This window comes from Rhodoferax sp. (assembly GCF_013297935.1).
Classification (GTDB): domain Bacteria; phylum Pseudomonadota; class Gammaproteobacteria; order Burkholderiales; family Burkholderiaceae_C; genus Allorhodoferax.
Window position 1 is genome coordinate 263,504 of sequence record NZ_JAAFIX010000002.1, and the last position, 23,434, is coordinate 286,937.

General features: G+C 61.5%; 19 protein-coding genes and 3 riboswitches. Of the genes, 13 read left to right on the forward strand and 6 right to left on the reverse strand.

Annotation, left to right across the window (positions count from 1 at the left end; genetic code table 11):
* The first annotated feature begins 119 nt into the window (after nucleotides 1-119).
* Nucleotides 120-878: a 3-hydroxyacyl-CoA dehydrogenase gene (locus QZW03_RS04495; protein WP_296508684.1), complete on the forward strand. Its 759-nt coding sequence runs from the start codon at nucleotides 120-122 to the stop codon at nucleotides 876-878.
* Between the two features lie 46 nt (nucleotides 879-924).
* Here QZW03_RS04495 and QZW03_RS04500 read toward each other — a convergent pair whose 3' ends face one another.
* Both QZW03_RS04500 and QZW03_RS04505 read right to left on the reverse strand, forming a co-directional pair.
* A complete protein-coding gene (locus tag QZW03_RS04500; RefSeq protein WP_296508685.1) occupies nucleotides 925-1,782 on the reverse strand; it encodes a DMT family transporter in 858 nt (285 codons plus the stop codon).
* Between the two features lie 96 nt (nucleotides 1,783-1,878).
* A complete protein-coding gene (locus QZW03_RS04505; RefSeq protein ID WP_296508686.1) occupies nucleotides 1,879-2,661 on the reverse strand; it encodes an SDR family oxidoreductase in 783 nt (260 codons plus the stop codon).
* A 137-nt stretch (nucleotides 2,662-2,798) separates the two neighbouring features.
* On the opposite strand from QZW03_RS04505, the gene QZW03_RS04510 reads away from it, so the two are divergent.
* The 3 genes from QZW03_RS04510 to QZW03_RS04520 all read left to right on the forward strand — a co-directional run bounded on the left by QZW03_RS04510 (nucleotide 2,799) and on the right by QZW03_RS04520 (nucleotide 6,081).
* Nucleotides 2,799-4,490 carry an electron transfer flavoprotein-ubiquinone oxidoreductase gene (locus QZW03_RS04510; protein ID WP_296508688.1) on the forward strand — a complete coding sequence of 564 codons (1,692 nt, stop codon included), beginning with the start codon at nucleotides 2,799-2,801 and terminating at the stop codon, nucleotides 4,488-4,490.
* Between the two features lie 95 nt (nucleotides 4,491-4,585).
* Nucleotides 4,586-5,206, forward strand: coding sequence for a TetR/AcrR family transcriptional regulator (locus QZW03_RS04515; RefSeq protein ID WP_296508690.1), 621 nt, complete (start codon nucleotides 4,586-4,588; stop codon nucleotides 5,204-5,206).
* 11 nt (nucleotides 5,207-5,217) lie between these two features.
* Nucleotides 5,218-6,081 carry an alpha/beta fold hydrolase gene (locus QZW03_RS04520; RefSeq protein WP_296508692.1) on the forward strand — a complete coding sequence of 288 codons (864 nt, stop codon included), beginning with the start codon at nucleotides 5,218-5,220 and terminating at the stop codon, nucleotides 6,079-6,081.
* A gap of 2 nt (nucleotides 6,082-6,083) precedes the next feature.
* On the opposite strand, the gene QZW03_RS04525 is transcribed toward QZW03_RS04520, so the two are convergent.
* The gene (locus tag QZW03_RS04525) at nucleotides 6,084-6,806 is read right to left on the reverse strand and encodes a 1-acylglycerol-3-phosphate O-acyltransferase (RefSeq protein WP_296508694.1); all 723 of its coding nucleotides are present in this window, start codon (nucleotides 6,804-6,806) and stop codon (nucleotides 6,084-6,086) included.
* Between the two features lie 76 nt (nucleotides 6,807-6,882).
* Nucleotides 6,883-6,983: riboswitch (glycine riboswitch) on the forward strand.
* Between the two features lie 20 nt (nucleotides 6,984-7,003).
* Nucleotides 7,004-7,138, forward strand: a riboswitch (glycine riboswitch).
* An 82-nt stretch (nucleotides 7,139-7,220) separates the two neighbouring features.
* Between QZW03_RS04525 and gcvT the strand changes: the two genes are divergently transcribed.
* The 5 genes from gcvT to QZW03_RS04550 all read left to right on the forward strand — a co-directional run bounded on the left by gcvT (nucleotide 7,221) and on the right by QZW03_RS04550 (nucleotide 14,897).
* Entirely contained in the window at nucleotides 7,221-8,381 is a 1,161-nt protein-coding gene (gcvT, locus tag QZW03_RS04530) for a glycine cleavage system aminomethyltransferase GcvT (RefSeq protein ID WP_296508696.1), read from the forward strand.
* A gap of 122 nt (nucleotides 8,382-8,503) precedes the next feature.
* On the forward strand, nucleotides 8,504-8,875 hold the full coding sequence (gene gcvH, locus QZW03_RS04535; RefSeq protein WP_296508698.1) for a glycine cleavage system protein GcvH: 372 nt from the start codon (nucleotides 8,504-8,506) through the stop codon (nucleotides 8,873-8,875).
* Nucleotides 8,876-8,980: 105 nt separating this feature from the next.
* Nucleotides 8,981-11,905 carry an aminomethyl-transferring glycine dehydrogenase gene (gene gcvP / locus QZW03_RS04540; RefSeq protein WP_296508699.1) on the forward strand — a complete coding sequence of 975 codons (2,925 nt, stop codon included), beginning with the start codon at nucleotides 8,981-8,983 and terminating at the stop codon, nucleotides 11,903-11,905.
* Nucleotides 11,906-11,983: 78 nt separating this feature from the next.
* A riboswitch (glycine riboswitch) is annotated at nucleotides 11,984-12,080 on the forward strand.
* A 170-nt stretch (nucleotides 12,081-12,250) separates the two neighbouring features.
* On the forward strand, nucleotides 12,251-13,474 hold the full coding sequence (locus QZW03_RS04545; RefSeq protein ID WP_296508700.1) for a D-amino acid dehydrogenase: 1,224 nt from the start codon (nucleotides 12,251-12,253) through the stop codon (nucleotides 13,472-13,474).
* Between the two features lie 34 nt (nucleotides 13,475-13,508).
* On the forward strand, nucleotides 13,509-14,897 hold the full coding sequence (locus QZW03_RS04550; RefSeq protein ID WP_296508702.1) for an L-serine ammonia-lyase: 1,389 nt from the start codon (nucleotides 13,509-13,511) through the stop codon (nucleotides 14,895-14,897).
* Between the two features lie 7 nt (nucleotides 14,898-14,904).
* On the opposite strand, the gene QZW03_RS04555 is transcribed toward QZW03_RS04550, so the two are convergent.
* On the reverse strand, nucleotides 14,905-15,588 hold the full coding sequence (locus QZW03_RS04555; RefSeq protein WP_296508703.1) for a hypothetical protein: 684 nt from the start codon (nucleotides 15,586-15,588) through the stop codon (nucleotides 14,905-14,907).
* 159 nt (nucleotides 15,589-15,747) lie between these two features.
* On the opposite strand from QZW03_RS04555, the gene QZW03_RS04560 reads away from it, so the two are divergent.
* The 4 genes from QZW03_RS04560 (at nucleotide 15,748) to QZW03_RS04575 (ending at nucleotide 21,127) form a co-directional block, all read left to right on the forward strand.
* Nucleotides 15,748-16,341, forward strand: coding sequence for an outer membrane beta-barrel protein (locus tag QZW03_RS04560; RefSeq protein ID WP_296508705.1), 594 nt, complete (start codon nucleotides 15,748-15,750; stop codon nucleotides 16,339-16,341).
* A gap of 241 nt (nucleotides 16,342-16,582) precedes the next feature.
* Nucleotides 16,583-17,665: an ionic transporter y4hA gene (locus QZW03_RS04565; protein ID WP_296508707.1), complete on the forward strand. Its 1,083-nt coding sequence runs from the start codon at nucleotides 16,583-16,585 to the stop codon at nucleotides 17,663-17,665.
* Between the two features lie 70 nt (nucleotides 17,666-17,735).
* A complete protein-coding gene (locus tag QZW03_RS04570) occupies nucleotides 17,736-18,656 on the forward strand; it encodes a PhnD/SsuA/transferrin family substrate-binding protein (protein WP_296508709.1) in 921 nt (306 codons plus the stop codon).
* Nucleotides 18,656-21,127, forward strand: a complete 2,472-nt coding sequence (locus tag QZW03_RS04575; RefSeq protein WP_296508711.1) for an EAL domain-containing protein — start codon at nucleotides 18,656-18,658, stop codon at nucleotides 21,125-21,127. Before QZW03_RS04570 ends, QZW03_RS04575 begins: the two co-directional genes overlap by 1 nt.
* On the opposite strand, the gene QZW03_RS04580 is transcribed toward QZW03_RS04575, so the two are convergent.
* Both QZW03_RS04580 and aroC read right to left on the reverse strand, forming a co-directional pair.
* Nucleotides 21,099-22,235 carry an MFS transporter gene (locus tag QZW03_RS04580; protein ID WP_366481381.1) on the reverse strand — a complete coding sequence of 379 codons (1,137 nt, stop codon included), beginning with the start codon at nucleotides 22,233-22,235 and terminating at the stop codon, nucleotides 21,099-21,101. The genes QZW03_RS04575 and QZW03_RS04580 overlap by 29 nt on opposite strands.
* Nucleotides 22,236-22,303: 68 nt before the next feature.
* Nucleotides 22,304-23,398, reverse strand: a complete 1,095-nt coding sequence (gene aroC, locus QZW03_RS04585) for a chorismate synthase (RefSeq protein ID WP_296508715.1) — start codon at nucleotides 23,396-23,398, stop codon at nucleotides 22,304-22,306.
* Between the last annotated feature and the right edge of the window lie 36 nt (nucleotides 23,399-23,434).

A 23,434-nucleotide genomic window follows, 5' to 3' on the forward strand; every position in this document is an offset into this window, starting at 1 on the left:
AGCATAAAAATGTGCTTTTCCCGAAACACATTGAAAAAGTTCAAATAGATAAAAACTTAGCTAAGCCATAATTGACGTTTACGTAAACGTCAATTTAGCAACCTTACAAGGAGTAGCACGTGGAAATTGCAGGCAAAGTCTTTATCGTTACCGGCGGCGCATCGGGCTTGGGGGAAGGTACTGCCCGCATGCTTGCTGCCAAAGGCGGCAAGGTGGTAATCGCCGACATGCAGTCCGACAAAGGAGCTGTCATCGCCCAAGAAATTGGTGGCGCTTTCGTCAAATGCGATGTCAGCAATGAACTCGATGGCCAGGCAGTCGTCGCCAAGGCAGTCTCTATGGGCAAGCTGATGGGGTTGGTGAATTGCGCCGGCATCGCACCTGCCGAAAAAACAGTCGGGAAAAACGGTGCCCATGCCTTGGCTTCATTTAACAAAACCATCACCGTTAACTTAATCGGTAGCTTCAACATGATCCGCCTGGCTGCCGAAGCCATGAGCAAAAATGAAGCAGAAGCCACCGGTGAGCGCGGCGTCATGATTTCCACTGCATCAGTTGCGGCCTACGACGGCCAGATTGGCCAAGCTGCGTACAGCGCTTCAAAAGGTGGTGTGGTGGGCATGACACTACCTATCGCCCGGGACCTGGCGCGCAATGGCATCCGCAACATGACGATTGCACCCGGCATTTTCGGGACTCCGATGCTTTTTAGCATGCCCCAGGAAGTGCAAGACGCACTGGCCGCTGGTGTCCCCTTCCCTTCCCGCTTGGGTACACCGCAAGACTACGCCAAGTTGGCAGTTCATATTTTCGAGAACGACATGCTGAACGGGGAAGTCATACGACTGGATGGTGCAATCCGGCTCGCTCCAAAGTAAAAAATCCACCGCTTACGACGCGGGTGCAGTGCACATGCGCTGCACCTCAGCCGTGGGCCCAAATTGAAGCGACCATGCCCAGCACAAAAATACAAGCAGCCCACCACTGCAGTGGTTGCAGCCAATCTCGATAGACGAGAAAAGCATAAAACAACGCGAACAGTGTCTCTGACACAATCAATTGGCCACAGAGGCTTGCACTTAAGCGGCGACTTGCAAAGTTCCAAAGCATGGTTGCAGCCCAAGCAGAACCAACACCCGTCAAAACGCAAACCGTGGCATACCGAGCGATGTCGGGATGGCTCAAAAGCACCTGCGCGCTGGTCCCCATGAACATCCAGTGTACTGCGGCCGCACCGCCTGCGCCCACCCCTACCCAGCTGGTCCAATCGAGCAAGCGAACCTCCCGGTGGCGCTTAAGCCACGCGGAATTCAATACCGCAAAGACCACCCAGCACCCCATGGCGAGTAAGCCGTACAAGACACCACGCCAAAACACTCGGTCATTAGAGTGCGCACCGTCTGCAGTTGGGTCATCTGCGTTCATCATGAGCACCACACCGGAAAGCGTCAGCGCCAAGCCCGGCAAAAGACGCCGCCACTCAAGCCCCGCAGGCTTTCCGAGCAACATTACCCATACGGGGACCGTGCCGATAATCATGGTGGGCACCTCCACACCGGCATCGCGGATGGCATATACCAGTAGAAGGTAGTAGCCGGTAAAACCCAACACACTGAGTAGGGCAGCGGCACCCGCTTGGCGCCATGTCGGCGTCCGGGAGCGCCCTTGAAGACAACCAACCCCGACGATCAATACCGAAGCTCCACCGAAAATTAAAAATCGTCCTGCAGCCAAGTCCACGGGCAGCAAGCCAGGCACCAATGCCGGCGCAACGAAAACCAAGCCCCATAGAGCTCACGCAGCCAGCCCGGCCAGCACTCCGCTCAGCAAAACATCACCGAACTCTCACGCAAAATTCCGACCCGAAACATATACAGCTCAAACTCCAAAACCGTCGTCTGCGGCAATGACCGCGCCATTGATAAAGTGGCTCTGATCCGAACAAAGGGTCACCAGAATAGCGTCGAGGTCCTGGGGGTGACCGATCCGTTTGCGCGGGAGCATCTGCACCAACTTCGCGCCCGCATCGGTATGCCAGTGTTCGTGGTTAATCTCTGTGTCGATGTAGCCGGGGCAAAGGGCATTCACGTTAATACCGAACTTACCCCACTCTGCCGCCTGTGCCTTAGTCATCTGAATGACCGCCGCTTTGCTCATGCAATACACACCAATTTGCGGGAGCACCCTTAACCCGGCCATGGACGCGATATTGACAATGCGCCCGCCCGTATAACTGCCGGGTGCTGCGCCCTTGGCGCGCGCAATCATGCGCTTTCCGACCTCCTGCGCCACAAAGAAGGCACCTTTGACATTGGTGTCGAAAATAAAGTCAAAGTCTTCGGGCGCCACATCCTGCAAGCGCTGCGTAGCGCTCACACCCGAGTTGTTGATGAGGATGTCGATAGAGCCGACCTCGGTCTCCGCATGGGCCACCGCGGACTTGATCGAATCGTGGTCCGCCACATCCAACTCGATAACATGGGCATCGCCGCCCTGCCCCTCGATCTGGGCCCGCAAGTCTTTGAGCTTGTCGATGCGTCGACTGGCCAGCACGACTGCAGCACCGGCTGCCGACAGGGTGCGGGCAAACTGCGCCCCGAGCCCGCTTGAGGCACCGGTAATGAACGCGATGCGGCCCGATAGGTCAATGCTGTAAGCCATTTAGAGTCCCTTCACAAATTAAAAAAGAACGGTCGTTCTTTTTTATAAAATCAGCGAATAAAATCTGCCGGCGGCAACGTACGGACTTTGCGCGTACGCTCACTCAAAAGACCATCCATTATCAAGCGAGACACCCCATGACAAACCAGGAAATTCTGGCTCAATTCGGCCCCCGTGAATCCATGGAATACGACGTGGTTGTCGTGGGCGGCGGCCCCGGTGGCTTGTCCACTGCCATTCGCTTGAAACAACTCGCCGCCGAGAAGGGCACCGATATCTCTGTGGTGGTCCTTGAAAAAGGCTCGGAGCCCGGTGCGCACATTTTGTCCGGCGCCATCATGGACCCTAAAGCGCTCACCGAACTGATTCCCGACTGGAAGGCCTTGGGCGCCCCCCTGAACCAGCCGGTAACCGACGACGCCTACCTTTTCTTGAGTGAAAACTCGGGCTTCCGGGTGCCCAACATGGTGTTGCCCCCGTTCGCACACAACGATGGCAACTACATCATCAGCCTGGGCGCCGTCACCAAATGGCTGGCTGAGCAAGCTGAGAGTCTGGGCGTAGAAATCTTCCCCGGCTTCACGGCAGCTGAAGTGCTTTACAACGACGATGGTTCCGTCAAGGGTGTGGCCACGGGCAACCTGGGCGTAGGCAAAGACGGCGAGCCCACTGAAAACTTCCAACTCGGTATGGAGTTGCTAGGCAAATACACCGTGTTTGCCGAAGGCGCACGGGGCCACTTGGGCAAGCAGCTCATTGCCAAGTACAAACTCGACGAGGGCCGCGACCCGCAAAGCTTCGGCATTGGCATCAAAGAGTTGTGGGAAATTGACCCCAGCCGCCACAAGCCCGGCTTTGTGATGCACACCGCCGGCTGGCCCATGGAGTCCGACACCTATGGCGGCGCCTTTTTGTACCACCTTGAAGGCAACAAAGTCGCTCTAGGCTTTGTCACCGGCCTGGGCTACAGCAACCCCTACCTCAGCCCGTTTGAAGAGTTCCAGCGTTGGAAAACGCACCCGAACGTGCGCTACTACTTTGAAAACGACAAGGGCGAAGTGACCGGCAAGCGCCTGTCGTATGGCGCGCGCGCCATCAATGCCAGCGGCATCAACGCTCTGCCCAAAACCGTGTTCCCCGGCGGCTGCCTGGTGGGCTGCAACGCCGGCTACCTCAATGTGAGCCGCATCAAAGGCAGCCACGCCGCCATCAAAACCGGCATGCTCGCCGCAGAGGCCGCCTTTGACGCCGTCGTGGCAGGCCGCCAGCACGATGAGCTGGGCGCCTACCCCGAGGCGTTCGAGAAGAGCTGGCTGCATACCGAGCTCAACAAAGACCGCAACTTCAAAAACTGGTTCAAATACGGCCTGACCACCGCCACTCTAATGAACGGCTTTGAGCAGTTCGTCTTGCGCGGTCACATCCCCTGGACCTTGCGCCGCGAGAAGCCTGACCACGCTTACTTGAAGCCGGCCGCTGAGTGCAAGCCTATCGTCTACCCCAAGCCCGATGGCAAGCTCACCTTCGACCGCTTGAGCAGCGTGTTCATCAGCAACACCAACCACGAAGAGCAGCAGCCTGCGCACTTGACGCTCAAAGACGCATCGGTGCCGGTAAGCATCAACCTCGCCAAGTACGCAGGCCCCGAGGCCCGCTACTGCCCGGCCGGAGTCTATGAATACGTGAAGAACGAAGACAACACCGACCGCCTGCAGATCAACGCGCAGAACTGCGTTCACTGCAAGACCTGCGACATCAAGGACCCGACCCAGAACATCGTCTGGGTCACGCCCGAAGGCGGCGGCGGCCCCAACTACGCGGGCATGTAAGCCAGGCGTTCACCACGGAAACGGGACCTCAGGGTCCCGTTTTTGTTTGCCCCAGGCATTTGACAACTAGACCGACCGGTCTATAGAATTCATCTATGCCCATCCGCAACGCACCATTACCTATTACAGACAGCAACCCGACGCCCACCAGAGACCGGTTAATTGCCGCCATGCTGAATGCCCTGCGACGCACCGGCTTTCACGGTGTGGGCTTGAGTGAGCTTTTGTCAGAAGCCGGTGCACCCAAGGGCGTGATGTACCACCACTTCCCCGGTGGCAAGTCTGAGTTAGCCATTGCCGCCATCGACCTTGTCGTGAACCAGATCACCGCAGGACTGGCAAAACTCATGCAGCGACATGTGGACCCCGCCGACGCCCTGCAGGCCTGGATGGCATCAGCCCAGAAGCTGCTAGCTGGTAGCGGGTACCAACAAGGTTGTCCGCTGGCCTCCATGGCCTCGGAGTCCACGCCGGACGACATGGCCATTCGCGAAGCCCTGGCCAAGGGCTTCGGTCATATTCGCCAGCAACTGGGCTCAGCCCTCGAAAACGCGGGGGTCGCCCCCGCCCGCAGTGCCAACCTCGCTGCATTGATGGTGTCTGCATACGAAGGCGCCCTCATCCAGGCCCGCGTGGCCGGGCAGGTGGACGCCATGCAAAACACCACTGATGCGCTGGTGGAACTAATCCGCCTCAGCCTCCCACCCCAACCATGAACGCCCAGCCCATGAACACACCCCAAGCAATCACCCTTAAAACCCGCGACGGACAGGACTTGCAGGCTCTGCGCTACCCCGCAACAGGGCAGATTAAGGGGAACTTGGTAGTCGCAGGTGCCACCGGTGTGCCGCAGTTGTTTTACAAAAACTTTGCGCTCTATGCCGCCCAACAGGGCTACAACACGCTGACGGTGGATTACAGGGGCATTGGCTTGTCAAAGCAGGCTGACCTGCGCGGCTTTCGCATGGACTATCTGGATTGGGCGTTTCACGATGCCGCCGCCGCGGTGGAGGCTATGGCGGACGACACCCTGCCCCTCTTTATGGTGGGCCACTCATTCGGCGGGCATGCGTTCGGCTTGCTGCCCAACCATGACAAGGTGGCGCGCTTCTACACCTTCGCCACCGGAGCCGGCTGGCACGGCTGGATGCCTCGTGCCGAACAACTCAGGGTTTTATTGATGTGGCATGTGATCGGCCCCTTGCTCACCCGCTGGAAAGGGTATCTGGCCTGGAGCAAGCTCCAAATGGGGGAAGACTTGCCACTGGGCGTTTATCGGGACTGGAAGCGCTGGTGCAAGTTTCCGCGCTACTTTTTTGATGACCCCACCATGCCCCACGTGGCGGGGCTATTCGGAAAAGTCCGCACTCCCATCGTCGCCGCGAATGCGACCGATGATCTCTGGGCGCCCCCGAGCTCCCGTGACGCATTCATGGCCGCTTACAGTAACACCACAGTGCGCACCATAGACATTGACCCGGCCCGCCAAGGCATAGGGCCCATTGGCCACATGGGGTACTTCCGCCGGCAAGCGCAACCTTTGTGGGGTGATGTGCTGCAATGGTTCGCAGAGCACCAGGCCCTGCGCTGAGTTCAGGGCTCGGAGACCCGAGCGTCCAGCTCTGCGATACAGGCCACCATCTGTGCCCGGCACTGCTCCATCAAGGCGGGCATGTCGTCCAAGGTCATACCGGCAGTGGGAATCGGCGGTAGCGTTTTAATAATGATGTTGCCGCTGCGCCAGCGATTCAAACGCATGGTGCTTTTGTAGCTGCTGCAGCACAGCGGCACGATGGGCACGCCCGCGTTAATGGCCATCTGAAAGGCACCTTTCTTGAACGGCAGCAGGCCGCGACCCAGATTGCGGGTGCCCTCGGCAAACACCCAGATGGAGGTGTCCTGCTCCTGCATCACCCGGGTGGTGTGCAACATGGCTGCTTTGGCTTTGACCGCATTGCCGCGGTCAATCAAGATATTGCCGGCCAGCCAGTAAATCTGTCCGAAAAACGGAATCCATTTCAGGCTCTTCTTGCCCAGCGACACGGTGCGCCGTGGCACGCTGTAACCCACCACAAACAAATCCCAGTTGGACTGGTGGTTGGCCACCACCACAAACGGGTTCGCTAGTGACTTGAAGTCTTCCGTCTCCAGCCGCATCGACAGGCCGAGCAAGCGCAAAGCCGGGGCGGAATACATCCAACCACTCCAGCGCGAGTTGTCAGGGTTAAAGGGGCGGGCCAGACACACCACCAGATTAATCAAAGACGCGACCAGGAAGTGGATACCGATCAGCACCAGACGTAGTAAATAAAGCATGCAGCAAAGGTAAAAACGGGCAAATGCCTGTCGGATAGTAACAAGTGCCTCCACCCGACTGCGGCTAGTTTAGAATCCAACCCGTTCAGGAGAGAGCCCCGCCACGGGGCCGCCGAAGGCGCAGGACGGCTGATTGCAGCGGTCTGAACGCTCAGGCAAAAGGACTGACAAATGCCGGCAAGCACCAGTGCTGCCGGCAACACCCCACTGGAGAGAGTTTGCACCGCGCAGCGGCTTGCAAACCACCGAAGGAGCAACCCGCAGTCTGCGCACCCCACCCGGTGCACGCAGGCCCGGCGAATCTCTCAGGTAAAGCGGACAGCGGGGGCAGCACCGGAGGGGCGCGATTTGGCGTTCGTCCGGGTTTGGATTGCCCCTCCGGCGCCTTGCGCCGGGATTGTTTGGATCGCCGCCATGTCCGCTTCTGACACAACCTTGTTGACCACGCCGCTCAACGCCCTGCACCTCGAACTCGGTGCCCGCATGGTGCCGTTTGCCGGCTATTCGATGCCGGTGCAATACCCCGCAGGCCTCATGGCCGAGCACCACCACACCCGCAAGGCGGCCGGCCTGTTTGATGTGTCCCACATGGGCCAGCTGCGCCTGAGCGGCCCCGACGCCTGCGCGGCGTTTGAGAGCCTGATGCCGGTCGACGTGATCGACCTCGCCGTAGGCAAGCAACGCTACGGCCTGCTGCTGACCGAAGAAGGCACCATCATCGATGACTTGATGTTCTTCAAACAGGCCCAAGACGAGCTCTTCGTCATCGTCAACGGAGCCTGCAAGGCGGGGGATATCGCCCACATCCAAGCCCGGATCGGCAGCCGCTGCCAAGTCACCCCCCTGCCCGACTACGCGCTGCTGGCCCTGCAAGGCCCCCAGGCGGTGACGGCGCTGGCCCGCTTGGCACCCGGGGTGGAAAAGCTCATTTTCATGACGGGTGGAGACTTCACGGTCGACACCGGCACCCAAAAGATCGACGTATTCCTCACCCGCAGTGGCTACACGGGTGAAGACGGCTTTGAGATTTCGGTCCACAACGACCATGCCGAAGCCCTTGCCCGCGCCCTGCTGGCCCAGCCCGAAGTGCAGCCTATCGGCCTGGGTGCCCGCAACTCCCTGCGGCTGGAGGCCGGCCTGTGCCTGTATGGCAACGACATTGACACCACCACCACACCAGTCGAAGCGAGCCTGAACTGGGCCATGCAAAAGGTGCGCCGCACTGGTGGTGCGCGCGAAGGCGGCTTCCCTGGTGCTACAAAAATACTAGCTGCTCTCGCAGAATCTACGGGGGCTAGCGGCCAAAAAGGCACTAAAAAGCGGGTAGGTCTGGTTGCGCAGGAGCGCATTCCGGTGCGCGAGCACACCGAGCTGCAAGACGGTGCGGGCAACCGCATCGGCGAAGTCACCAGCGGGCTACTCGGCCCCACCATCAACCAGTGCATTGCTATCGCTTACGTCGACGCTTCGCTGGCCGCGTTGGGCACCCCGGTAGTGGCCATCGTGCGCGGCAAGCCGGTGCCCATGGTGGTGAGCGCCATGCCCTTTGTGCCTACGAACTACTACCGCGGCTGATACGAGACAGCTTGGCGCCGGAAACCGCACTTTCAGCCGCTACAGTGGCGTCTGGCAGGTTCCAGTTCCGGTGGTTCAACCCTTTATCGCAAACCCTTAATTTCAAGTTTCAGGAGAACGTTATGTCTATCAAATACACAGCCGATCACGAATGGCTCAAGATCGAAGGCGATATCGCCACCGTCGGCATCACCCACCACGCGCAAGACGCGCTGGGCGATGTGGTGTTCGTTGACCTGCCCGCCGTGGGCGCCAGCATCGACGCCAAGGCCGTGGCCGGCGTGGTCGAATCGGTGAAAGCCGCTGCCGACGTGTACATGCCCGTCACCGGCGAAATCCTTGAGGTCAACGAAACCCTGCGCGATGACCCCTCGCTGGCCAACACCGACCCGCTGGGCGCCGGCTGGTTCTTCAAGGTCAAGCTGTCCAACCCGGCCGAACTCGACGGTCTGATGGACGAGACCAGCTACACCGCGTTTTCCGCCAACGCGTAACGCCGCACCGGCGCTGTGCAGGCACCACCTGCGCAGCTCCCCGGGGCTCACCTTGAACCAGTGAACAACCCGATAGCCCGCCCACCACCGAACCCACCGACCGCCATGTCTACCTCTGCCCCCACCTTCACGCCCACCTTGGCCCAGCTGGAAAACGCCAGCGAATTCCAGGCACGCCACATCGGCATTTTTGCGGACGACGAAGCCGTCATGCTGCAAGCCATTGGCGAAAAGTCGCGCAGCGACCTGATTGCCAGCATCGTGCCCGCCAGCATCGCGCGCAAGAGCGCCATGGCGATTCCGGCAGCGATTAGCGAAGCGGCTGCGTTGGCAGAACTCAAGGCGGTCGCGGGCAAGAACAAGGTGCTCAAAAGCTTCATCGGCCAGGGCTATTACGGCACCCACACGCCCGGCGTGATCCTGCGCAACATTCTGGAAAACCCCGCGTGGTACACCGCCTACACGCCCTACCAGGCCGAGATCAGCCAGGGCCGCATGGAAGCGCTGGTGAACTTCCAGACCATGGTGTGCGACCTGACCGGCATGCCGATTGCCAACGCCTCCATGCTCGACGAAGCCACCGCCGCCGCAGAAGCCATGACCTTGGCCAAGCGCTCGGTCAAAAGCAAGAGCAACACCTTTGTGGTGGCAGGCGACTGCCACCCCCAAACCATCGAGGTGATCCAGACCCGCGCCGCGCCCCTGGGCATCACGGTGCAACTGGCCAACTCCGCTGCCGAATGGGAAGCCGCCTTGGCGGGCGACTACTTTGCCGTGCTGGCCCAGTACCCCGCCACCAGCGGCCGCATTGACGACCTGCGCGCCGACGTGGCCAAGGTGCACGCCAAGCAAGCGGCCTTTATTGCCGCCACCGACCTGCTGGCCCTGACCTTGTTGACCCCACCCGGCGAATGGGGCGGCGCCCCCGGCGCGGCCGACAGTGCGGACATCGTGGTCGGCACCACCCAGCGCTTCGGCATGCCGCTGTGCAACGGCGGCCCCCACGCCGCCTTCATGGCCTGCCGCGACGAATACAAACGCTCCATGCCCGGCCGTCTGGTGGGCGTGAGTGTGGACGTGCACGGCAACCCCGCCTACCGCCTGGCCCTGCAAACCCGCGAGCAACACATCCGCCGCGAAAAAGCCACCTCCAACATCTGCACTGCGCAGGTGCTGCCGGCCGTGGTGGCCAGCATGTACGCCGTGTACCACGGGCCGGAAGGCCTCAAGCGCATCGCCACCCGCGTTGCCACACTCACCGCCATCCTGGCCAAGGGCCTGGAGCAACTGGGCCTCCACACCGGCAGCCCGCAAACCTTTGACACCTTGTGCGTCAAGACCGACGGCGCTACCAAATCCATAGCTGCTCGCGCAGTATCTGCGGGCGTGAATGTGCGAATTGCTTGGGATGACTACATTTGCATCTCGCTGGACGAGACCACCACCCGCGACGATGTAGCGCTGCTGTGGAGCCTTTTCGCCCAACCGGGCCAGACCCTGCCCACGATCGAAGCGCTGCAAGCCGGCGCACAACCTTTGATCCCCGCTGCTCTGCGCCGCACCAGTGCATTCCTCACGCACCCGGTCTTCAACACCCACCACTCCGAGACCGGCATGCTGCGCTACATCCGCATGCTGAGTGACAAAGACCTAGCGCTGGACCGCAGCATGATCCCGCTGGGCTCCTGCACCATGAAGCTCAACGCGACCAGCGAGATGATCCCCATCACCTGGCCCGAGTTCGCCAACATCCACCCTTTCTGCCCGGCCGATCAGCGCGAAGGCTATGCCGAGCTGGACGCGCAACTGCGCGCCTGGCTGTGCGCCGCCACCGGCTACGCGGGCATCAGCCTGCAACCCAACGCCGGCAGCCAGGGCGAATACGCCGGCCTGCTGGTCATCAAGGCTTACCACGAAGCCCGTGGCCAAGGCTACCGCAACATCTGCCTGATTCCCAGCAGCGCGCACGGCACCAACCCTGCCAGCGCCATGATGGTCGGCATGACCGTAGTCGTGACCAAGTGCGACGACAACGGCAACGTGGACATGGCTGACCTCTCTGCCAAGTGCGAGCAGCACAGCGCCAACCTGGCCGCGGTGATGATCACCTACCCCAGCACCCACGGCGTGTTCGAGACCTCGGTCAAAGAGCTGTGCGCACTGGTGCACCAGCACGGCGGCCGTGTGTATGTGGACGGCGCCAACATGAACGCGCTGGTGGGCACTGCCGCCCCCGGTGAGTTCGGCGGCGACGTGAGCCACCTGAACCTGCACAAAACCTTCTGCATTCCCCACGGCGGTGGCGGCCCCGGTGTCGGACCCGTATGTGTGGTGGAAGATTTGGTGCCCTACTTGCCCGGCCATGCCACGGGCGGTGTGCCCGGCACCGGTGCGGTGAGCGCAGCGCCCTTGGGTAACGCAGCGGTGCTGCCGATCAGCTGGATGTACTGCCGCATGATGGGACCGGACGGCCTGCAGCAAGCCACCGAAGTGGCGATTTTGAGCGCCAACTACATCAGCGCCCGCCTGGCAGACCACTACCCAACGCTGTACGCATCTGCCAACGGGCATGTGGCGCACGAGTGCATCTTGGACCTGCGCCACTTCAAAGAGACCTGCGGCGTGATGGCTGAAGACGTGGCCAAGCGGCTCATGGACTATGGCTTTCACGCGCCCACGCTGTCATTCCCCGTGCCCAACACTTTGATGGTGGAGCCCACCGAGAGCGAGACGCTGGCCGAACTGGACCGCTTTATCGACGCCATGATTGCCATCCGTGGCGAAATTGCGCAAGTTGAGGGCGGCGTCTGGCCACAGGACAACAACCCCTTGAAGCATGCTCCTCACACCGCAGCCAGTGTGATCGGCGCCGCGTGGGACCGCCCTTACAGCCGTGAGGCCGGCGCCTTCCCGCTGGCCACCCTGAAAGCGTCCAAGTACTGGCCTACCGTGGGCCGGGTGGACAACGTGTATGGCGATCGCAATCTCTTCTGTAGCTGTGTTCCTGTGGCGGACTACGCCAACGCCTAGAAGGAATCTTTGCACCACTGAAACTGGTTTTCAGGGCGGCTGTGCATTGCATGCCGCCGCCCTCGCCGGGCTAGCCCCGGCATCGCAGCGGGAGAGCCTGCCGCCCACCCGGGCAGCAGCGCCGAAGGAGCAACCACCCCGGAAACTCTCAGGCACCCAGGACCGCTGCGATCGTTTGCACTCTGAAGAGCTGCCGTGGACTTGTCACCCGGCACACCGCAGGAGCAAGCCCCCGGCCCACCCGGCAGGGGGTGAATCTCTCAGGTCTCAAACAGAGGGGGCGCGCCTGGCACGCAGTGTGCACAGGCGTGTTCCCTTGTTTGCGACACACCTGAAAGAGCTCTCATGAAACACATAGCCATCATCGGCGGCGGCATCACCGGCGTCACCAGCGCCTACACCCTGGCCAAGGCCGGCTACCGGGTCACCCTGATCGAAAAAAACCGCTACGCGGGCATGGAAACGTCGTACGCCAACGGCGGCCAGCTCTCGGCCTCTAACGCCGAGGTCTGGACCCACCCCAGCACCCTGGTAAAGGGCCTGAAGTGGATGTTCACCAAGGACGCGCCCCTCCTCATGAACCCCGCCCCCACCTGGCACAAGCTGAGCTGGATGACCGAGTTTGTGGCCTCCATCCCCAAGTACCGCGAGAACACCGAAGCCACCACCCGCCTGGCCATTGCGGCGCGCGAGCACCTGTTCGCCTGGGCGCAAGCCGAGGGCATTGACTTCGACCACCAGCGCAAGGGCATCTTGCACATCTACCGCAACAAGGCAGGTTTTGAGCACGCGGGCAAAGTCTCTACCATGCTGGCCGCGGGTGGCCTGCAGCGCCGCACTGTCACGCCGGAAGAGATGCGCTATATCGAGCCCACCCTGCAAGGCAGCTACTACGGCGGCTACTACACCGAGAGCGACTCCACCGGCGACATCCACAAGTTCACCCACGGCCTGTCGCAAGCCTGCGCCCGCCTGGGCGTGACCACGCTTTACGGCCACCAAGTGGCCAGCGCCAGCACCGACGGCACAGTGGCTACCCTGGAGCTGCAACACGAGGGTGGCACCGAGGCCCACCGGTTCGACGGCGTGGTGGTGTGCGCCGGTGTACACGGCCGCGGCATTGCGGCGCAGCTGGGCGACCGGCTGAACATTTATCCGGTCAAGGGTTATTCGATCACCGTGCAGCTCAACGACGAGGCCAGCCAGCAAGCCGCCCCGTGGGTCAGCCTCTTGGACGACGAAACCAAGCTGGTGACCAGCCGCTTAGGCGCAGACCGCTTCCGCGTAGCAGGCACTGCGGAGTACAACGGCATTGACTACGACATTCGCGCTGACCGCATCCGCCCGCTGATCGCTTGGGTCAACCAGCTCTTCCCCGGTGTGAACACGCGCCGCTGCGAACCCTGGGCCGGCCTGCGCCCCATGATGCCGAACATGATGCCCCGCGTGGGCCCTGGCAAACGCAACAACGTGTTCTACAACACCGGCCACGGGCACCTGGGCTGGACGCTCTCGGCCATCACCGCCCACCAGTTGGCCGGGCATGTGCACCAGCACTTGCCGGCCTGATACCTCCCTCCTCTACCGCTCTTAGGAAACCACCATGGCAGTCTCCGTGTTCGACCTGTTCAAAATCGGCATCGGTCCCAGCAGCTCGCACACGGTGGGGCCCATGCGGGCGGCCCGCCTGTTTGTGGGCCGGCTGCAGCACGAGGGTCTCTTGGCAGAAACCACCACCGTGCGCTGCTGGCTGCACGGCTCTCTGGGCGCCACCGGCAAGGGCCACGCCAGCGATGTGGCGGTGCTGCTCGGCCTCTCCGGCATGGAGCCCGACACGGTAGAGGTGGAGCACATTGCACCCACGCTGGCGACCATTCGCAGCAGCAAAAGCATTCAGCTCGCTGGGCACCACGCCATTACCTTCAACGAAAAAGAAGACCTGCTCTTCATGCGCGCCCCCCTGCCCTTTCATGCCAACGGCATGCGCCTGGTGGCGCTGGACGCGGCGGGCCAAGAGCTGGCCAACCGCGTGTATTACTCCGTGGGTGGCGGCTTTATCGTGAGCGATGAAGTGGCCGCCGATGGCAGCCGCCAGAAGGTAATTGCACCGGACGCCACCGTGCTGCCCCTGCCCTTTACGAGCGGCGACGCCCTGCTGCAGGTGGCCCGGCGAGAAGGCTTGAGCATTGCCCAGGTGATGCGACGCAACGAGCAGCACTGGCGCAGCGATGCCGACATCGACGCCGGCCTGCTGCGCATCTGGCACGTCATGCAAGACTGCGTGAAACGCGGCTGCCGCACTGAGGGCATTTTGCCGGGCGGCTTCAAGGTCAAGCGCCGTGCGGCCAGCCTGTTTGCAGCGCTCACCAGCAACCCCGAAGCTGCGCTCAAAGACCCGCTGCAGGTCATGGACTGGGTGAACCTCTACGCCCTGGCCGTGAACGAAGAAAACGCCGCCGGTAGCCGCGTGGTGACAGCACCCACCAACGGCGCGGCCGGCATCGTGCCCGCCGTGCTGCACTACTACACCCGCTTTGTGCCAGGCGCGAACGACGCTGGCGTGGTCGACTTTTTGCTCACGGCAGCGGCCATCGGCATTCTCTACAAAGAAAACGCGTCCATCAGCGGCGCCGAGGTGGGCTGCCAAGGCGAGGTGGGTGTGGCCTGCAGCATGGCTGCCGCGGCCCTGTGCGCGGTGATGGGCGGCACGCCCGAGCAGGTGGAAAACGCCGCCGAAATCGGCATGGAACACCACCTGGGCCTGACCTGCGACCCGGTGGGCGGGCTGGTGCAAATTCCGTGCATCGAGCGCAACGCCATTGCATCGGTCAAAGCCATCAACGCCGCTCGCATGGCGCTGCGAGGCGACGGCAGCCACTTCGTGAGCCTGGACAAGGTCATCAAGACCATGCGCGAAACCGGCGCGGACATGAAAACCAAATACAAAGAAACGGCGCGTGGCGGGCTGGCGGTGAATATTGTGGAGTGCTGAATAAGCGTCAAGCCAGCGCGTTGCGCACGATGGCGGCGCGCAGGCGGGTCAGCTCTTCCACACCCAAGATGTCGCGCAGCTGGGCCACCACGCGGCTGACGGCGGCTACATCGGTGATGGGCTCGCCTTCCCACTCGGTGCCCATGTGTTCGGTGCCCAGCACTTCGGCGAACTGGCGGTAGGTTTCCTGCATACGGCCCATGTGGCCCTCGCCCTCCGGGAACAAGCGCTCGGCTCTGTCGTTAGCGCCTATGCGGCGCAGTGCTCGCTCAAAAGGTTCCAGCCGGGCCTCTACATCGCGGGTGATCCAGAGCACGTATTTCTGTTTGATCTGCAGCAAGCGGTCAGAGTGGTCCAGCGCCTCTTGCGTGGGGCCTTCGCGGAACAGAGTGCGCAATGCGGACAAGACTTCGGCCACATAGTCCTCGCAAAAGGCCACGTGCTTGTCAAAAGCAACCGACGCCATGTGCGAGCCTGCTGCAAGAGAAAAGCGCTGCTCGGACTCGGAGAGCTGTTGCTCCTGCCGGCGCTGGCTCTGCTGTCGCAAGATATCGACTACCAAAGCAGACAGGGCGCCGAAGATCGGTATGGCAGCCAGCGTTTGCACCAATTCCCCATGCGGCAGCAACAGCACCACCCCGATGGCGAGGGCCACCACCATCCACAAAGCTCCTGTGTGTTTCGCTTGCATACCGCTCCCGGTTGAGATTTTCTGCCCCGAATGTAGCGCCTCGTGGCGCGCAAACAGCTTGCACCTCCGCAACAAAGGTTTACGCAGATTTGCAAAGCAAGCAATCAGGCTTTACGGGCGGCGAAGACCATGGGGGTCCCTTAACTTGGAAACATTCCAATGAAAAAACTTCTCCTTGCTTCCTTCGCTGTGGCTTCTTTGGCTGGCACCTCCGCATTTGCGGCCGGACCGGTTGCTAACGACCTTTCCGGCTTCAGCATCGGCACCCAGGTCGAATTTGCGCGCGGTGCAGTGAACGGGACAGACGGTAGTTCAGACGGTGCTGCCACCACCGGCGCAGGCCTGCAGGCGCGCTACGACTGGGCTTTGACTCCCACCTTTGCCATTGGCTTGGGTGCCAGCTACAGCACCGGCAACCATGGCTTTGGCAGCTATGCCAACGGCACTGCCGCTACGGTGAACAACCGGTACTCGGTCGATATCGTTCCTACCGTCGCGCTGTCTAACGACTACCAGCTGTTCGGCAAAGTGTCCTCCATCTACGGCACAGCCGCATCCAGCGACGGCAGCAGCACTAGCGATGTGCAAGGCGTGGGCTACGGTATCGGCGTGCGCAAGATGTTGGACAAAAACCTCTTTGTCCAGGCTGGCTACGACTTGAACAAGTACCGCGACGTCACCTACAGCAATGGCACCACCGCCAGCCTGCAGGAGAACGTGTACAGCATTGGTATCGGCTACAAGTTCCGCTAACCCATCGCTATAAAAAGAGTAGCGGCTAGCGCATATACCACCTGGGCTAGCTGCACTTTTCACTCTTAAATCCGATCTACAGGGCGGCTAACGAGGTGTCTGGCCTCTTTGGCTGCCTCAACGCGTTCCGCAAGCCCTTGCGGAACGCCTGATAAGCCAAGGGCCTGCCGGTGGCGGGCGATAAGCAGTTAAATTCGAGGCACCCCTTTTTTTCTGCCTCGAACACCTCCACCCACTGCCTATGTCCACCGCCACGCCTGCACTCCCCAACTGGACGATTGCCCTCCCCTTGCTGGCCTGGGGTTTGTTGGCAGGCCAGTTCGCTGGCATGGCAGGTGGCGGATACATCGCGCTAATGGCCGTGGGCCTGGTGGGTGCCGTGCTGGCAGCCGTTCACCACGCGGAGGTGGTGGCGCACAAGGTGGGCGAGCCCTATGGCACGCTGGTGCTGGCGCTGGCCATCACCATCATCGAGGTGGCGCTCATTGTTTCCATGATGTTGGCCGGTGGCCCGCAAACCACGGCCCTGGCGCGGGACACGGTGTTTGCCGCGGTAATGCTGATTCTGAATGGCATTGTGGGCATCTGCCTGCTAGCAGGAGGCAGCCGCCACCGGGAGCAAACCTTCGGGCAGCTCGGAGTGAGTGCTTCGCTCACCACACTGGCAGCAATTGCGGTGCTCACCCTGGTGCTGCCCAACTACACCACCAGCATTGCCGGGCCGGTCTACACCTCCAGCCAGTTGGCTTTTGTAGCGGTCGTCTCTTTGGTGCTGTATGGCACCTTTGTGCTGGTGCAGACGGTTCGCCATCGCGATTACTTTTTGCCAGCTCAGGCGGACTCCGAGAGCCATGCCGCCCCGCCCTCGGGCCGGACAGCCGCCGTCAGCGGTGTGTTGCTGGTGATTGGTCTGGTTGCCGTAGTTCTGCTGGCCAAAGGCTTAGCGCCCACGATCGAGGCGGCCGTTGCCCACGCAGGTGCACCCAAGGCGGTGGTCGGCATCATCATCGCCATGGTGGTGCTGTTGCCGGAAGGCCTTGCCGCTTTTCGAGCCGCCCAAGCCAACCGCCTGCAAACCAGCCTGAACCTAGCGCTGGGCTCAGCCTTGGCCAGCATTGGCCTCACCATACCCGCCGTCGCCATCGTCTCTTTGGCAACCGGCTGGACGCTGACTCTGGGCCTGGACCTGAAGTCGGTGGTTCTGCTCCTGCTGTCCCTGTTTGTGACGAGTTTGTCGCTCAGTACCGGGCGCACCACGGTCTTGCAGGGAACGGTTCACCTGGTCTTGCTGGCGACTTACCTGTTCACCACCGTCGTGCCCTGATGGGCCGGGCCTGCGGCCAGCCTCTACGATTCGTTTCGGCGCTGCTACATTGCCATCAGGAGGAGCTCGAATGTCACCCCGCTTTCGAATTGGGTTAGCCACACTCTGCGTTGCGCTGATGCTGCCCGGCTGCTCACCGCGGGAGCCTGAAAAAGCGCTGAGCTACACCACTCAGGCACCCGAGGGTCAGATGCCGGTGTACCGCTTTGCGGTGCACCCCCTCTACAACCCGCACAAGCTGGTGGACACCTATCAACCCCTGATGGACTACCTCAACGCCAACCTCCTTAACGCCCGGCTGGAGGTGGAGGCCTCCCGCGACTACCCCTCCTATGAGGCCAAGATCACCCAGTCCGACCCGGCCTTTTTGTTACCCAACCCGGTGCAAACGCTGCTTGCCGTGAAAAAGGGCTACCGGGTCATCGCCATGGCGGGCGCACCGGAGGACTTCAAGGGCATTTTTCTGGTTCGCAAGGACTCCAACATCCGCAAACCGCAAGACCTGATAGGCAAAGTCGTGAGCTACCCCTCGCCTACGGCGCTGGCCGCCGCCATCATGCCCCAGTACTACCTTTTCAATCAGGGACTCAATGTGCAGAAAGACCTGGTCAACACCTATGTCGGCTCACAGGAGTCCTCCATCTTGAACGCTTACCTCGGCACCTCCGCGGCAGCGGCAACTTGGCCACCCCCGTGGCGCATGTTCCAGAAAGACCACCCTGCAGAGGCCGCCCAGATGATGCAAATCTGGGAAACGCCCCCGCTCATGAACAACTCGGTCATGGTGCATGAGTCGGTGCCCCTGCCCGTGCAGCAACAGGTCAAAGCACTGCTCCTACGCTTGAAAGACACGCCTGAAGGCCCCGCCTTGCTCAGCGGCATGGAAACGGCTGCGTTTTACCCGGCCGACGACCAGAGCTACGATGTAGTGCAGCGCTATCTGCAAACCTTTGAGCAGACAGTGCGCCCCGTACAACTCCAAATGAACTGATGCGAATCACCCTCCGCTGCCTCCTGCTGGGTAGTCTGCGCCGCCAACTGGTGCTGGGTATGGCATCGGTAGTTGCGCTCACGATGGCGCTCATGCTGTGGCAACTGGCCGTGCGGGAACACGAAGAGCTCTTGACCCGCCAAACTGAGCAAGCGGCGGCCATGGCGGAGAGCATTGCACTATCTTCCAGCGTCTGGGTTGCCTCCCGCGATGTGGCGGGTCTGCAGGAAATTGTGGAGAGCTCATCGCGATACCCCGATGTGCGTTACGCCATCGTGCTGGACCGGCGCGGTCAAGTGCTGGCCCACACGGACCCGGCGCGACTGGGGCAGTTCATGGACGATCTGCCTGCCGAACCCCGCACCCGCGTCTTGCAGGACTCCGACACTTTGCTCGACATTGCCAGCCCCGTCATGCTGGACTCCTTGCAGCTGGGCTGGGTTCGCATCGGCATGGGGCGGACCCAGCTCCACAGCCAGATCAATCGCATGCTACGCAACGGTGTTGGCTACCTTCTTACCAGCATGGTATTGATAGGCGCTCTGGCCTCGCTCACCGGGCTCTATTTCACCCGGCGTCTCAACACTATCAGCGCCGTGGCCGATGCGGTGCAAGCAGGCGACACCGGACGGCGGGTAGCCATCGGCGGGACCGACGAAGCCGCCCGGCTCGCGCGAAACGTCAACCACATGCTCGACACCCTGCAAACGCGGGAGCAGGAGCTTCGCGCCTCCCGTGACGAGTTGCGCATTGCCGCCACGGCGTTTGAATCTAACGATGTGATGTTTGTTTGCGATGCTGAGTGGAACATCCTGCAGGTCAACTCCGCGTTTCAACGCGTGACGGGCTATCGGCCCGAAGAAGCCATAGGTCACAAACCGCGGGATCTGCTGGGCTCCGGCATGCACACGCAGGACTTCTATGAAGCCATGAACGCCAGCATCCGAGACCTCGGTTGCTGGCAGGGCGAAGTGTGGGACCGCCGCAAGAGTGGCGAAACCTTCCCCGCCTGGAGCACTATCACGGCCGTGCGCTCCGACCACGGGGAAGTCACCCATTACGTGGCCAATCTCTCGGACTTCAGTGCGCACAAGGCGGCTGAAAATGAAATCAAAACATTGGTCTACTTTGACTCCTTAACCATGCTGCCCAACCGGCGCATGCTCATGGGCCGCTTGGAAACCGCCATGCAAGCTGCTCTGGCCTCCGGCCACCTAGGCGCACTGCTGTTTATTGACCTGGATGACTTTAAAACCCTCAACGACACACTGGGGCACCACCAGGGGGATGTTTTGTTGCAGCAAGTCGCCCACCGGCTACAGGGCTGTGTACGGGAGGTCGATACCGTTGCCCGCCTGGGTGGGGACGAGTTTGTGGTGATGTTGGAGGGTTTGAGCAAAGACACGGCAGAGGCGTCGGCGCAGGCGCAGGCGGTTGCCGAGAAAATCATGCGCGCACTGAACCAGCCTTATGACCTAGGCACCTTGACCCGCAACAGCACGCCGAGCGTGGGTGTGACGGTATTTGGCACCTGCCAGGAAATGCTCGATGAGCCGCTCAAGCGGGCTGATTTGGCCATGTACCAGGCGAAAGCCGCAGGCCGCAACACCATGCGCCTGTTCGACCCCAAGACCCAAGCCGCAGTGACGCTGCGGGCTGACCTGGAATCTGCATTGCGCACAGCGCTCGAAGAAAACCAGTTTGTGTTGTACCTCCAGCCGCAGATCTCTGAGGACGCCAGCGTCCTGGGTGCCGAGGCGCTGGTCCGCTGGCAACACCCCGACCGTGGTCTGGTCATGCCGGGTGAATTCATCACCGTGGCGGAAGACTGCGGCATGATTGTTCCCATCGGCAACTGGGTGCTGAACACGGCGTGCCGGCAGCTCGCAGTCTGGGCCCACAAGCCGGGTTTCGAGCACCTGACCATTGCCGTCAACGTGAGTGCCAAACAGTTTCACCAGGTCGATTTCGTAGAGCGCGTTCTGGATGCACTCGATCACCATGGTGCGCTGGCCAGCCGGCTGAAAATCGAGATCACCGAGAGCATGTTGATTGCCAACGTGGACGACGTCATTACCCGGATGGAGGAGCTGCAGCACCACGGCGTGGGCTTCGCCATGGACGACTTCGGCACCGGCTATTCGTCGCTCGGCTATCTCAAGCGTCTGCCACTGGATGTGCTCAAAATCGACCAGAGCTTTGTGCGCGATGTGCTGGTCGACAGCAATGATGCGGCCATTGCCAACATGATCGTGGCGCTGGCCAATAGCCTGGGCTTGAGTGTGATTGCCGAGGGCGTAGAAACCGTGGAGCAAATGCACTATCTGGCCCAGCACGGCTGCCATGCGTATCAGGGCTATCTGTTCAGCAGGCCGCTCCCTGTGGACCGGTTTGAGGCTTCTATGTCAGATTTTCTGCTGCCCCTTCATTCCACCAACAGCGTCAAGCAGGTTGAAGCGCCGGGCGGTTGAGCCGCCACACCTTTAGGGCACACAGCATTGCGCAGACCGCCATCACCGCAGTCGCCCAAAACACACTTTGCAGCCCCCAACGGGCACTCAGCTGCCCGCCTACCAGGCCTCCAATGACACCAGGCACGCCATAACCGATGACGGTGTACAGCGCTTGCCCACGGCCGCGCAAGGTACCGGGAAAGTGGTGCGACACCAAGGCGATGCAAGCGCTGTGGTGCGCCGCAAAAGTCAGCGCGTGCAGGGCTTGCATCACCGCTAGCAGCCACAACACCGAGGCCATAGACGCAGTCACCCCCATCCGCAAGGCCATGACAGCAGCACAAAGAACCAACCAGCCACTCAGGCTCAAACGCGGCATCCAACGGCTCTGGGTAAAAAACCAGCCGATCTCGACCGTGACCGATACCGCCCACAGCAGCCCGATCATGGTTTTGGAGTAACCCAGCGAATCGAGGTACAGCGAGAAAAAGCTGTAAATCCCCATGTGCGAAAGAATGTGAAAAAACGCCGACGCGAAAAACCAGCGCACCGCCGGTTGTGCCAGCACCGGAAGGATGGGCGCCGCCGGCGCGCGAACATCGGTGTGCTGCTCTCTGACATCCGGCATGCGAAAAGCAAACATCAACAAGGCGGCCAAGCTGAGCGACACAATGAGCGGAAAGCTGGTCATGCCCACATGCTCATACCAAGCGCCGGCTGCCATCACAGCCAGCATGAACCCGAGTGAGCCCCACAAGCGCACGCGGCCATAAAGTTTGGTGTCAAACACCCCGCCTTGGGTTACCACGTGAGCTACCGCGGCTTCGGTCATCGGCATCATGCCGCTGGTTTGCAGGTACACCACCAACAACACCAGCCCGAGCCACCAGAAGCCGCCGTTCCACCAGAGCCCCGCAGACGCTAGCAGTGCCAAGCCCGCACCCCAACGCATCAGCCGAGCCCGCTCGCCAGTGCGGTCACTCAAAGCGCCCCAGGCATAGGGCGCAAACATGCGGGTCGCGGCTTGGATGGAAGTGAGCACACTGATGGTTACCAGGCTCAGGCCCAGGCTCTTCAACCACAGCGGCAAAAAAGGGTTCATCAGCGCGCCGTGCGCGCAATACACGGCCGACAGCGCTGCGAATGGCAGGACCTGCCGCCTACCCGTTGCGGCGGCCTGCTGCGGAGTGTCGCTCAAATGCTGCCCGGAATCGGCGTCAGCGTAGGCACCACGTCACCGCATTGGGCGCGGTGGCGCAGGGCGTGGTCCATCACCACCAAAGCCAACATAGCCTCGGCAATGGGAGTGGCGCGAATGCCCACGCAGGGGTCGTGGCGGCCTTTAGTCACCACTTCGGTCGGGTTGCCTTGCGAGTCAATCGAGGCGCGGGGCGTGATGATGGAACTGGTGGGCTTGATGGCAATGCTCACCTCCAGGTCCTGCCCGGTGGTGATACCGCCCAACACGCCACCCGCGTTATTGGTGGCAAAGCCTTCGGGGGTCAACGAGTCACCGTGGGTGGTGCCGCGCTGGGCCACGCTGGCAAAGCCCGCGCCGATTTCCACGCCCTTGACGGCGTTGATGCCCATCATGGCGTAGCCGATGTCGGCATCCATCTTGTCAAACAGCGGCTCGCCTAAGCCCACCGGCACATTGCTGGCCGTGACGCGGATGCGCGCACCGCAAGAGTCGCCTGCTTTGCGCAGCGCGTCCATGTAGTCCTCCAGGGCCTGCACATCGGCCACGGGGGCAAAGAAAGGGTTGTGGGGCACGTGCTCCCAAGACTCGAAAGCAATAGGCAACTCGCCCACTTGCGTCATACAGCCGCGGAACTCGGTGCCGAATTTTTCTTTGAGCCATTTCTTGGCCACCGCACCCGCCGCCACCATGGGCGCAGTCAGGCGGGCGCTGGAGCGGCCACCACCGCGCGGGTCGCGGATGCCGTATTTCTGAAAATAAGCGTAATCCGCATGGCCGGGGCGGAAGGTTTCGAGGATGTTACCGTAGTCTTTGCTGCGCTGGTCGGTGTTCTGAATGAGCAGCGCAATCGGCGTGCCGGTCGTTTTGCCCTGGTACACACCACTGAGAATCTGCACCGCATCAGGCTCGTTGCGCTGGGTCACGTGGCGGCTGGTGCCGGGGCGGCGGCGGTCCAGGTCGATCTGGATATCGGCCTCCGACAGTTCCATGCCCGGAGGGCAGCCGTCGATGATGCAGCCGATGGCCGGGCCGTGAGATTCACCGAAGTTGGTGACTGTGAATGTGTGTCCGAAGGTATTGCCGCTCATAGTGCCCCGATTATCCCTGACCGCCAGTGCCCACCC